The organism is Streptomyces populi, from assembly GCF_002911015.1.
GTDB classification, from domain to species: Bacteria; Actinomycetota; Actinomycetes; order Streptomycetales; family Streptomycetaceae; genus Streptomyces; species Streptomyces populi.
In genome coordinates this window covers 1-13167 of the sequence record NZ_KZ626847.1, presented here as the reverse complement: position 1 = coordinate 13167, position 13167 = coordinate 1, and the positions used below count along the sequence as shown (strand labels likewise).

Genomic DNA, 13167 nt, shown 5'->3' with positions numbered 1-13167 from the left:
CATTCAGCACTGCCTCGGGCGCTGGTGCGGGAAGTGAGGATCGGGACGAGAAGTTCGCCCCCGTGCAGGCCCGGTGCCCGGGCCGAAAGGAGTCTCCCGGTGGTCTCCTCCGGCAACACCGCCGTCTTCGACGGCCCGTACGACGACCCCTCCGGTGCGGCTCCCGACCTCGCCGACCCGGCCGCCTTCGTCGAGCACGACCCGTACGCGTACTGGGACCGGATGCGCCGCAGCGAACCGGTGCGGTGGCACCCCCCTGTGGGAGGCCGCCCCGGGTTCTGGGCGGTGGCCCGGCACCGGGACGTCCAGAACTGCTACAAGGACGCGGCCCGGCTGAGTTCGGCCCGGGGCACGGTGCTGGACGTCCTGCTGCGCGGCGGCGACTCGGCCGGCGGCCGGATGCTGGCGGTGATGGACCGGCCCCGCCACCGCGAACTGCGCCAGGTGATGCTGCGCGCCTTCTCGCCACGGGTTCTCGGGCACGTGGAGAACGCCGTGCGGCGGCGGGCCGACGCCCTGGTGACCGCCGTGGTCGGTGCGGGCGAGGCCGATGCCGCACGCGACATCGCCGAGCACCTGCCGCTCAACACCGTGTGCGACCTGCTGGAACTGCCCGCCTCCGACCGGCCCCTGCTGCTCGACTGGAACAAGCGCGCGCTGTCGTCCGAGAGCGCCGAGGACGACCCCTTCGACGCACTGGAGGCCCGCAACGAGATCCTGTCCTACTTCGTGGACGTGGTCCGCGAGCGCCGCCGCCGTCCCGGCGAGGACGTGATCAGCATGATCGCCGGCGCCCGGGTCGGGGACGAGCCGATGACGGAGGACGATCTCGCTCTCAACTGCTACAGCCTGATCCTGGGGGGCGACGAGTCCACCCGGGTGACCACGATCGGCGCACTGCACGCCCTGGGCACCCACGAGGAGCAGTGGCGTCGGCTGCGCACCGGCGGGGCGACGGTGCGGACGGCGGTGGAGGAGGTGCTCCGCTGGGTGACTCCAGCCATGCACTTCGCCCGTACGGCCACCGCCGACCTGCGGATCGGCCCCGCCGAGGTGTCGGCGGGCGACATCGTCACCCTGTGGAACATCTCCGCCAACAACGACCCGGCCGTCTTCGCTCGGCCCCGCCGCTTCGACGTCGGCAGGGAGCACAACCCCCACCTCGCCCTCGGGCACGGCCCCCACTTCTGTCTGGGGGCCTTCCTCGGCCGGCTGGAACTCTCCGCCGTTCTGGACTCCCTGGTCCGCCGGGTGCACCGGATCGAGATCCTCCGGGAACCGCCCCGCGTCTACTCCAACTTCCTGTTCGGGCACAGCGCCCTGCACCTGCGGCTCGACTGAGCCGCGGCCGGGCCCCTCCCGGTACCGCTCACCGGGAAGGGGCCGCCCGGCCGACGCGGATCCCCGTGGTCCGCGCCGCCTCAGTTCGCGGTCAGCAGGCCGCCCAGCTCCGCCATGGTGGGCCGCTCGAAGATGGCCCGTACCGGCAGGCTCATCCCCCAGTCGTCCCGTACCGCCTTGGCGAGACGCACCGCCAGCACCGAGTGCCCGCCGCGGTCGAAGAAGTTGTCGTCCGGCGCGACCGCGGGCACCTCCAGCACCCTGGCGGCCAGTTCACACAGCGCGGCCACCGGGTCGGACCGGTCGAAGGCCCGGGCGGACCCGCCGGACACCGTCGTGGCGCCCGCACCGCCGGATTCCGCGGTGGACTGTGACGAAGCGGCCCGGCGTTCCAGGACGCGCCGGTCGATCTTGCCGTTGTCGGTCATCGGCAGGGACGCCACCACCTCGACGCGAGCGGGCACCATGTGCGCCGGCAGCCGCTCGGCGAGCCGTCGGCGCAGTTCCTCCGCCAGGCCGTCGACCGGGTACGCGTCGGGCACCACGAAGGCGACCAGGCGCGCCGAGTCCACCTCACCGGTGACGACCACCGCCCCGAGCCTGACCCCGTCGCAGGACTCCAGCGCCGTCTCCACCTCGCCCAGTTCGACCCGGAAGCCCCGCAGTTTGATCTGGCGGTCGGCGCGGCCGGTGAAGAAGAGCGAGCCGTGCTTGTCCAGATACCCGAGGTCGCCGGAGCGGTACATCCGGCTCCCGGGGCCGCCGTACGGGTCCGCGACGAAGCGCTCCGCCGTCAGAGCGGGCCGGTTCAGGTATCCGAGGGCCTCCCCCTCGCCCGCCAGGTAGAGCTCTCCCTCCTCGCCCGGCAGACAGGGCCGGAGGTCGATGTCGAGCACCCGGACCTCGTTGCCCGGCCACGGCTCCCCGATGCTGACCGGCTCGCCCGGCCGCACCGGACCCGCCATGGTCACCCCCACGGTCATCTCGGTGGGCCCGTACCCGTTGAACATGCGCCGACCGGGCGCCCACCGCGCCACCAGCGCCTGTGTGCAGGCGTCCCCGGTGGAGAGCACCACCCCGCCGGGCAGGACGCCGTCCGGGTCGGTGGCGGTGAGCGCGACCGGGGGCAGCACCGCATGGCTGATCCGCCGGTCGATCAGCGTGCGGCGCAGTTCCTCACCGGGCAGCACCGCGCGGTCGTCGGTGAGCACCAGGGTGGCTCCCGACAGCAGGGCCAGCGTCAGGTCCCAGAATCCGGCGTCGAAGTTGAACGAGGCCCACTGCAGCACCCGGTCGCCGGGGCCCGGGCCGATCCAGTGCCGCTGCGCCGCGGCCAGCGCCGCCATACCGGCGTGCGGGATCACCACGCCCTTGGGCGTCCCGGTGGAGCCCGAGGTGTAGATGACGTAGACGGTGTCCTCGGCGCGCAGCGGCCGCCGTCGCTCCTCGTCGGTGACCGGCCCGGCCGGACGGGAAACGGTGTCCGGGGAGGCGAGGTCGAGGGTGTCCAGGCCGGTGACGTCCACCGGCGGCAGACCGGTGTGCAGCAGGGTCCGCACCCCCGAGTCGGCCACCATGTGGCGCAGCAGCGCCGTCGGATAGCTCGGGTCCAGGGGTACGTAGCCCGCTCCGGCGGTCGTCACGGCGAGTGCCGCCACCACCTGGTCGATCCCGCGGGGTACGGATATCCCGACGAGGCCACCGGGGCCGATGCCGACCGCGAGCAGCCGCCGGGCCAGCCGGTTCACGCGGTCCGCCAGCTCGCCGTACGCCAGAGCGGTGCTCTCGCTCTCGACCGCCGGCAGCTCCCGGTGCTCCGCCGCCACCCGCTCGAAGAGAACGGGAAGCGTCTCGGCGGCGGGCGCGGCCTCCGCGGGGGCCTTTGCGCGCACGTCCGGCCAGACGCGTTCGACGTGCACGTGGGCGCAGGCGCGGGAGGTCGCGGGCAGCTCCACCAGCCATCCGGCGGGGGACGGCAGCCGGGCCGGCCACAGCGATCGCTGGCCGTGCTGATTGCACAGGACCAGGTAGCTCTCGTCCGGGTCTTCGAAGGGGTTGGCTGGCATCGGGCGACCTCCCGTGTGACGGTGCCGCTGGAGGGGGTCCGGCGCCCTGCGGGGGCGCCGCGCGCGACACAGGTGTCCCCACCCTGGCCCGGACGGGGGACGGGCCCGAGCCGCGGGAAAGGAACGTGAAGGTCCTCTCAGCTTTCTTTCAGCGGCGGCCGCGGGAGCGACGACCGTCGTTACGTTGCCGGACGTGACAGTCACCGAGATCCGTCCGTCCGCGGGCCAGACGCTGCTGTGGTTCCTCGACCGCTACCGGGGCGAGGAGGGCGCGCTCAACTGCCCGGTGCTGTGCAGGCTGCGCGGTCCGCTCGACCGCGACAGACTCCGGGAGGCGGTCGACCACGTGACGTCCCGGCACGAGGCTCTGCGCACCACCTTCACCGGCGGCGGCCACCGGCTCAAGGCTCTGGTGCACCCGGCCGCGTCACCGGAGATCCGCGAGGTGGACCTCTCCGGCGAGCCGGATCCGGGGGAGTCCGCCGACCGGGAGGTCGCCAGGGAGCTGGGCACCCGGATCGACGCCGCCGAAAGCGCCGTTCGCATCACGCTGTGGCGGCTCGCCGAGGACCATCATGTGCTCTGTTTCAACATGCACCACATGGTGACCGACTCGTGGTCCTGCAACGTGATCTTCGAGGACCTGTGTGCCGCGCTGGAGGGGAAGGCCTCCGACGACGCCACGGCGTACTCCCGGTTCGCCGAGGAGCAGCGCGAGGCCCTGGCCGGTCCTTCCGGAAAACGGCTGAGGGCCTTCTGGGGCGAACGTCTGAAGGACGTGACGCTGCCCCCGCTGCCGATCCGGCAGGCCACCGTGGGCGCGCCGCGCGACACCAGGCTCGTGCAGCACGTCCTCGACGCGCCGACGGTGGCCGCGCTGGACACCCTGGCCAAGCGGGAGCGGTCGACGATGTTCGTGGCCCTGCTCACCGCCTACTACCGTGCCCTGCGGGCGGTCAGCGGTGCGGAGGACCTGGCGGTGGCGACCCTGTTCGCCAATCGCAGCGCCGAACACCGCCGCACCGTGGGGTTCCTGGCCAACATGGTGCTGCTGCGGACCCGGCTCACCGGCACCGGCTTCGCCTCGCACCTGCGGGCCACGCACGGCACGGTGATGGCGGCGTTCGTCCACCAGGCGCTGCCGTTCCAGATGCTGCCGATCAGTCTCAGGGACACCGACCGGCGGCTCGACGACGTGGTCTTCCAGATGATGGCGGACCCGGTGTACTCGACCCGGGCCGGCGGACTGGACATCGAGGTCCTGGTTCCCGACGGCGTCGCCACCCGCTTCGAGCTGGAGCTGGTCGCCGTGCCCGACCGGGACACGGTGCGGGTGCTGCTCTTCTACAACCCCGACCGTTTCGACCCGGAGTTCGCCGAGTCGCTGCTCGCCGCGTACGTCGACGACTGCACGACCGCCGCCCGCAGCGCGGCGCCCCACACCGACCAGGCCGGGGCCCGCCCCGGGCCACGCACGGGAGGCCACGATGACCAGTGAGGTGACGACGGGACGCGCGCTGTCCGCCGAGGAGATCCGTGACACCGTCGCCGCACGGCTGGAACTCCCCGCCGCGGAGATCGGATTCGAGGAGGACCTCGTCACCCTCGGCCTCGACTCCCTCGGGATGATGAGCCTGGCGGCCTCCTGGCAGGAGGCCGGCGTCGAGGTGACGTTCGGCGACCTGGTGGAGGAACCCACCGTGCGTGCCTGGGCCGCGCTGCTGTCCAGGACCGACGACGGCGCGGGCCCCCGCCCGGGGGCCGGGGAGGACCCGGCCGCCGAGGCCGGTGAGTTCCCGCTGGCCCCGATGCAGCACGCCTACTGGTCGGGCCGGCAGCCGGGCATGCCGCTGGGCACCGGCTCGCACTTCTACTTCGAGTTCGACGTCACCGCCGACGTCGCGCGCTGGAACGGCGCGGTGACCGCGCTGCGCCGCGGGCACCCCATGCTGCGCGCGGCCGTCGGCGCCGGGGGCGGCCAGCGGATCCTGCCGGAGTGCCGGGGGCTGGACGAGGTCGTCGACCTGCGCGGGCTGGAGAAGCCGGAGCGCGAACGGCGGCTGGCGGAACTGCGCGAGCGCCTCTCCCACCAGACGCTGCCCGTCGGCGACGGGGGCGGGCTCGACGTGCGGCTGGCCCTGCTACCCGCCGGGAAGGGCCGGCTCTTCCTCGACATCGACATGATCGTCTGCGATGCGTCGAGCTTCCGGATCGTCGTCGGCGACCTGGCCCGCCACTACGAGGACCCGGAGGCCGCGCCTTCGCGGCCCGCCCTGACCTTCCCCGAGTACCGCCGCCTGGTCGCCGAGTCCGACCGGGGGCCCCGCCCGGCCGACGTCTCCTACTGGCGCGACCGTGCCGAGGACCTGCCCGAGGCACCACGGCTGCCGCTGGCCGCGCCGCCGGAGCGGATCGAGCGGGTGCACACGGTCAGGCGGCACGCCTGGCTGGCGCCGGAGACGTACGAGCGGTTCGCCCAGCACGCGCGCAGCAACGGCCTGACGGTGTCGATGGCCATCGCCGCCGCCTACGCGGACGTCCTCGCGGCCTGGAGCGAGGAGGCGGAGTTCCTGCTCAACCTGCCGGTGCTGAACCGGATACCGGTGCACCCCGAAGTCGGCCGGATCGTCGGCGACTTCACCGATCTGCTGCTGCTCCGGGTGGCGCCCGACGCACGCCGCACCTTCGTCGAGCGCGCCCGCGCGGTGCAGGAGCAGTACCGGCGCGACGCCGCGCACGCGGCGTACGGCGGTACCTCGGTCCTCCGTGACCTGGCCCGGACCGCCGCCGGCTCGAACCGGCGGGCCGGCGTCGTGTTCACCAGCGCGCTCAGCCTCGGCGAACTCTTCGACGGGGCGACCCGCGCGGTGCTCGGCACTCCGGTGTGGATGAGTTCGCAGACCTCGGGCGTGTGGATCGACCTCCAGCTGATCGAGCACGAGAACGGCATGCTGATCAACTGGGAGACCACCGAGAACCTCTTCGAGGCCGGGGTCCCCGAGGCGATGTTCGAGACCTTCGTCAACCGCGTACGGCTGCTCGCCTCGCAGCCCAGCGCCTGGTGGGAGAGTCTGCCGGTGCGGCCGCCCGCACCGCAGCTCCAGGCGCGCCGCAGCGCCAACGACACCCGCACCGAACTGCCCCGCCGGGCCCTGCACGAGGAGTTCTTCCGGCAGGCGGCCGAGCGCGGCCACGCGCCGGCGGCGCTCTGGGGCGACGGCGAGACGCTGACCTACGGCGAACTCGCGAAGCGGGCCCTGCGGCTGGCCCACGTCCTGCGCACCGCCGGTGTCACCGCCGGCGACCGGGTCGTGCTCACCCTGCCCAAGGGCGTCGAGCAGGTGGTCGCGGTGCTGGCGGTGCACGCACTGGGCGCGGCCTACGTGCCGGTGGGCACGGACCAGCCGGAGGCACGGCGACGCACCGTGGAAACGCTGGCGGGAGCTCGGTGCGCGGTGGTCCGCGGCCCGGACCGCGACGCCGCCGACGGCCGGATCGCGCAGGTCGACGTGCGGTGCGGCACCGATCCCGGGAAGCCGTCGCTGGAGCGTCCGGTGGACGTCCCGCCGGACGCCCCGGCCTACGTGATCTTCACCTCCGGCTCGACCGGGGAGCCCAAGGGCGTGGAGCTGACGCACGCGGCGGCCCACAACACCGTGGCCGCGCTGAACCAGCGCTACCGGATGAGGCCCACCGACCGCACCCTGTGCCTGTCGGCGCTCGACTTCGACCTCTCCGTCTACGACATCTTCGGCCCCCTCACCTCCGGCGGCGCGCTGGTCCTGGTCGACGACGAGGAACGGCGCTCCCCCGAGACGTGGCTGCGCAGGGCGGCCGAGCACCGGGCCACCGTCCTCAACTGCGTGCCCGCGCTGCTCGACATGGCTCTCACCACCGCCCGGTCACGGCCGCAGCCGGGCGGCTGGCCGTTCCGGCTGCAACTCCTCGGCGGCGACTGGGCCGGACTCGACCTGCCCGGCAGAGTGCACGCGCTGCGCCGGGACAGCGTGTTCGTGGTCCTGGGCGGCACCACCGAGACCGCGATCCACTCGACCGTCCAGGAGGTCGTGGACGTGGACCCCTCCTGGGCTTCGATCCCCTACAACGTGCCGCTGCCCAACCAGTGCTGCCGGATCGTCGACGAGCACGGGAACGACCGCCCCGACTGGGTGGCCGGAGAGCTGTGGATCGGCGGGGCCGGGGTGGCTCGGGGGTACGTGGGGGCACCGGAGTCGACCGCCGCGAAGTTCCTGGAGGCCGACGGCACACGCTGGTACCGCACCGGCGACCGGGCCCGCTACCGGTCCGGGGCCGTGATCGAATTCCTCGGCCGCGCCGACCTCCAGGTCAAGCTGAACGGCTACCGGGTCGAGCTCGGCGAGGTCGAGCGCGCCCTGGCCCTGCATCCCGGGGTGCGCGACACCGTCGTGACACCGGTCGCCGGGCACGGTGGCGCGCTGTACGCGCTGGTCACCCCGGCCTCGGCCGACACCGAGGAGGTGCTGGCCACCGCCGCCCGGCAGGTGCCCGCGTACATGGTGCCCGCCCGCGCGGTGGCCGTCGACGAGCTGCCGCTGAGCCGCAACGGCAAGGTCGACCGCGCCGCGGCGGGGCAGCTGCTGGCCGCGACGCTGAGCGAGCGGATGTCCGGTGCCGCGTCCGCGCCCCCGAGCGGTGCGGCGCAGGAGACGGTCGCCGCGCTGTGGGCGGAGCTGCTCGGTGGCGGGCCGATCGGCAGGGACACCAACTTCTTCCACATCGGCGGTGACAGCCTACAGGCCACCCGTCTGCTCGCCGCCCTGCGCCGGGAGGGGTACGACGCCAGGCTGGGCGACCTGTTCACCCGTCCCACGGTGAGCGGTTTCGCCGGGACGCTGACGCGCGTCAAGACTCCGGCGCCCGGTACGGTCCCGGCCGACCCGGCACGCCGGCACGAACCCTTCCCGCTCACCGATGTGCAGCGCGCCTACTGGCTCGGCCGCGACCCCGACTTCGCTCTCGGTGGTGTCGCCTCGTACTGGTACTGGGAGTTCGAGAGCGACCGGGTCGACCTGGACCGGCTGGAGGCCGCCTGGAACCGGCTGGTGCGGCGGCACGAGATGATGCGCGCCGTGCTGGACGGTGCGGGGGGCCAGCGCATCCTGCCCGAGGTGCCGTACTACCGCTTCGCGGTCACCCGTACCACTGCGGCCGACCACGACAAGGCGGTCACCGCACTGGGGGACATGGCTCAGCAGGTGCTCGACGTGACCTCCTGGCCGCTGTTCGACGTGCGCGCCGTACAGCGGGAGGACGGCCGCACGGTGTTCGGCGTGGGCTTCGACTACGTGGTGCTCGACGCGCTGTCGATCATGACCATCTTCACCGAGCTGAACACGCTGTACGCCGAGCCCGACCGGGAACTCCCGGCGCTCGACCTGTCCTTCCGCGACTACCTGCTCGCCCGGCGGACCGATCCCGAGGCCAGGGCGCGGGACGAGGAGTACTGGCTGAAGGCGATCGAGGACCTGCCCGCGGCGCCGGCGCTTCCCACCGCCCTCGACCCGGAGCACGTCGACCGACCCCGCTTCGTGCGGGACGAGTTCCACCTCGACCGGGAGACCTGGGCGAAGCTCCGCCGCCGCACGGCCGACGAGGGGCTGACCGCCTCGACGGTCGTGGCGGCCGCCTTCGCCGAGGTGCTGGCGGCGTGGAGCGCCGAGACCTCGCTGACGCTCAACCTGACGGTCTTCGACCGGCAGGACGTGCACCCCCAGGTGGGCCAGGTGGTCGGCGACTTCACCTCGTTGCTGCTGCTCGGTCACCACAGCCGCCCCGAGGGCTCCTGGGCCGACACCGTGCGCCGGTTGCAGGGGCAGGTCTGGGAGGGCATCGAGCACCGCGACGTCTCCACCACCTGGGTGCTGCAGCAGCTCGCCCGGCGCACCGGGGGCGGTCAGATGCTGATGCCGGTGGTGTTCACCTCCACGCTCGGGGTGAGCGCGGACTTCAAGGATCTCGAGTTCGGTTTCGGCGAGCTGCGCCGCGGCCTCTCGCAGAGCCCGCAAGTCGCCCTCGACTGCCAGGTGGTGGAACGCGGCGGCGGACTCGCCGTCAACTGGGACCACGTCGAGGGCCTCTACAGCCCCGGAGTCGTCCCGGCGGCCCTGGAGGCGATGCGCCGCCTCCTGGTCGCGCTCGCCGACAGCGACTGGTCGCGTCCGGCCCCGCCGATCGCCCTGCCCGAAGCACAGGCGAAGGTCCGCGCCGAGGTGAACGACACCGCCGTGGCCCGTCCCGCCCGAACGCTGCACCAGCCGGTCCTGGACGTCGCCCGCGGCACTCCCGAGGCCGTCGCGGTGCGCTCGGCGTCCGGCGAGGCCCTGACCTACGCCGAGTTGGCCGAACGGGCCCTCGGCGTCGCCGGGCACCTGGTCTCGCTCGGGGCGCGGCCGGGTGAGACCGTGGTCGTCTGCCTGCCGAAGGGGCCCGACCAGGTGGTGGCGGTGCTCGGCGTGCTGGCCGCGGGCTGCGCGTACGTTCCGGTCGGGGTCGGCCAGCCGGCGGCGCGCCGCAACCGGATCGTGCGGTCCGCCGGAGCGCGCCTGGCCCTGGTCTCCGACGGACCCGGGTCCGGTGACGACTGGGACGAGGCGGTGCGACCGGTGCCGGTGGCCGAGGCGTCGGCGGCCGTACCGGTCGTGGAGCCGGTGCCGGTCGACCCCGCACAGCTCGCCTACGTCATCTACACCTCGGGCTCCACCGGCGAGCCCAAGGGGGTGGAGATCACCCACGCGGCCGCCGCCAACACCATCGACGACGTCAACGCCCGCTACGGCGTGGGGTCCGACGACGTGGTCCTACAGGTCTCGGCGCTCGACTTCGACCTGTCCGTCTACGACCTGTTCGGAGTGCTCGCGGCGGGCGGCACCGTGGTGACCCTCACCGAGGACGTCCGACGGGAGGCGGCCGTGTGGGCCTCTCTCGCCGCCGAGCACGGGGTCACCGTCTGGAACACGGTGCCCACCCTGCTCGACATGCTGCTGGTGGCCTGCGAGTCGGGCCCGGGGCTGCCTCGGCTGCGCGTGGCGATCGCCTCCGGCGACTGGGTCGGGCTGGATCTGCCCGACCGGCTCCGGGCGATCGCCCCGAACGCCCTCCTCGTCGCCATGGGGGGCGCCACCGAGGCCGCGATCTGGTCGAACGCCCACGACGTGACGGCCGTCGACCCGGCGTGGGTGTCGATCCCGTACGGGCGTCCGCTGGCCAACCAGCGCTTCCGTGTGGTCGACGCACACGGCCGGGACCGGCCCGACTTCGTGCCCGGCGAGCTGTGGATCGGGGGTGCCGGCGTGGCGCTCGGCTATCGCGGGGACCCCGACCGCACCGCCGCCTCCTTCGTGGCGGCCGGGGGCGAGAGGTGGTACCGCACCGGCGACCTGGGCCGCTACCACCCCTCGGGGGTCCTGGAGTTCCTGGGCCGGCGCGACCACCAGGTGAAGGTGCGCGGCCACCGGATCGAACTCGGCGAGATCGAGACCGGGCTGCGCGAGCTGCCCGGCGTGGCGAGCGCGGTGGCGTGGGTGGACAGCAGTGCCGGGGTGCGTCGTCTGGCCGCGGTCGTCACCCCGGAGCAGGGCACGGGCCCCGCTCCGGCCGAAGCGGATCTGCTGGCCGCGCTGGCCGGGCGCCTGCCGGCCCACATGCTTCCCGAACACCTCACCGTCGTCGACCGGCTGCCGCTGAACGCGAATGCCAAGGTGGACCGCGCCGCCGTCGCACGGACGTACGGGCTGCGCCGTGCGGCGGAGGCGGCGCCGGCGGACGACCGGCCGCGGGGGGACACCGAACGCGCGGTGGCCGAGGTGTGGGCCGTGCTGCTGGAGGCTCCCGGGGTGGGCCGCAGCGCCGACTTCTTCGCTCTGGGCGGCGACAGCCTCACCGCCACCCGGGTCATCCAGCAGTTCTCCAAGCGCTTCGGCGTGGAGCTCTCGCTGCGCCGGCTCTTCAATCATCCGACCGTCGCCGGGATCGCTGCCGTCATCGACGCCGAGATCTCGAGCAGCCACCGGCACGAAACGTCCGTCCGACTGGAAGAAGGTGTCCTGTGACCGCCGCCGGCATCATCAGCGAACTCGAACAGGTCGGCCTGCACCTGTGGGAGGACGAGGGCAGGATCCGTTTCCGGGGACCGGAGGGGGCGATGACCCCCGAGCGCCGCAAGCTGCTCGCCGACTGCCGGGAGGACGTGCTCCGGGCCCTGCGCGAACGCGGCCCGCAGCAGGTGCGGCCTGATCCCGCCGCGGCCCACGAGCCGTTCCCGCTCACCGAGGTCCAGTCGGCCTACCTGCTGGGCCGCCGGGGCGCCTTCGAGTACGGCTCGGTGCCCTGTCACGCCTACGGCGAGCTGGAGTTCCCCGCGCTCGACCGCGACCGGCTGCTGCGGGCCTGGCGGCGGGTGGTCGACCGGCACGAGATGCTGCGCGTGGTCATCGACCACGACGGCTACCAGCGGGTGCTGAAGGACCCGCCCGCCCCGGTCATCGGCTGGCACGACGCGACCGGACTGCCGGAGGCGGCGGGCGAGGAGACGCTCCGCGAGGTCCGCGGCCGGCTCTCCGCCGAGTCCAAGGACGTCACCGTGTGTCCGCTGTACTCCCTGGAGGTCACCGAGCTGGCCGACCGGGCCGTCCTGCACTTCTCCATCGACTTCCTGATCGCCGACTACGTGAGCATCTACCGGCTGCTGGACGAGTTCGGCACCTTTTACGAGGACCCCGACGCCGCCCTCGCGGCGCCCGGGATCTCGTTCCGTGACTATCTGCGGGCGGAACGCGCGGTGCGCCAGGGCCCCGCCTACGAGCGTGACCGCGACTACTGGACGGCGCGGCTGGACACCCTGCCGCCGGCCCCCGAACTGCCGTTGGTCGACCGGCCCAGCCGGCAGGGCCCGGCCGGCTTCACCCGCCGTGAGCTGCGTCTGGAGCCCGCGCTGTGGTCGGCGCTCAAGGCCCGTTCCGGGGAGCGGCGGGTCTCCGCCTCGACGGCCGTGATGGCCGCGTACGCCGAGGTGATCGGCCGCTGGAGCCGCAACCCCCGGTTCACCCTCGACGTGACGGTGCTCAGCCGGCTGCCCCTGCACCCGGACGTGGGCGACATCGTGGGGGACTTCACCTCCGTCGAACTGCTGGCCGTCGACGGCGGCTGCGCCGGCACCTTCGCCGAACGCGCCCGCAGGGCGGGCGAGCAGCTCTTCGAGGACCTCGACCACCGGCTGTTCTCGGGCGTGGAGGTGCTGCGCGAGCTCACCCGCCGCCGGGGTCGGCAGGGTTCGACGATGCCGGTGGTGTTCACCAGCGCCATCGGGCTCTCCGACGGTCTCGCCCCGCGGGGCATGATGCGGTCCCGGATCCGCAACGGCATCAGCCAGACGCCGCAGGTCTGGGTGGACTGCCAGGCGATGGAGGCGGGAGGGGCACTGCTCGTCAACTGGGACGTGCGGGACGACACCGTGCCCGGCCCGGTGCTCGACGACATGTTCGCCGCGTTCCGCGACCTGCTGCACCGGCTCGCCGACGGGGACGACGTATGGGACGGCGACCCGCTCGCCCTCCCCGAACACCAGGCGCGGCGGCGGACGGCGGTCAACGACACGGCCCGGCCGGTCGGCGACGCGCTGCTGCACCAGGCGCTGCTCGACGAGGCGCGTCGGCGTCCGGACGCGACGGCGGTGATCGACCGCCACGGGAGCGTCGACCACGCGACGCTGACCGGCCGGGCC

Annotated in this window: 5 protein-coding genes; 4 read left to right on the top strand and 1 reads right to left on the bottom strand. The window is 73.5% G+C overall.

Annotated features, from left to right (window positions below):
• Positions 1-99: 99 nt before the first annotated feature.
• Positions 100-1341: a cytochrome P450 gene (locus tag CW362_RS06485; RefSeq protein WP_103548399.1), complete on the top strand. Its 1242-nt coding sequence runs from the start codon at positions 100-102 to the stop codon at positions 1339-1341.
• 80 nt (positions 1342-1421) lie between these two features.
• Here the strand turns inward: CW362_RS06485 and CW362_RS06480 are convergent, their stop codons facing one another.
• On the bottom strand, positions 1422-3407 hold the full coding sequence (locus CW362_RS06480) for an amino acid adenylation domain-containing protein (RefSeq protein WP_103548398.1): 1986 nt from the start codon (positions 3405-3407) through the stop codon (positions 1422-1424).
• Between the two features lie 193 nt (positions 3408-3600).
• Here CW362_RS06480 and CW362_RS06475 point away from each other — a divergent pair, with 193 nt between their 5' ends.
• From CW362_RS06475 to CW362_RS06465, 3 genes are all read left to right on the top strand, one after another.
• Complete coding sequence (locus CW362_RS06475; RefSeq protein WP_103548510.1) at positions 3601-4905, top strand: condensation domain-containing protein; 1305 nt, start codon at positions 3601-3603, stop codon at positions 4903-4905.
• The gene (locus tag CW362_RS06470) at positions 4895-11497 is read left to right on the top strand and encodes a non-ribosomal peptide synthetase (RefSeq protein ID WP_103548397.1); all 6603 of its coding nucleotides are present in this window, start codon (positions 4895-4897) and stop codon (positions 11495-11497) included. Before CW362_RS06475 ends, CW362_RS06470 begins: the two co-directional genes overlap by 11 nt.
• A partial coding sequence (locus CW362_RS06465; protein WP_240657701.1) for a condensation domain-containing protein occupies positions 11494-13167 on the top strand: 1674 nt, incomplete at its 3' end. The genes CW362_RS06470 and CW362_RS06465, both read left to right, overlap by 4 nt.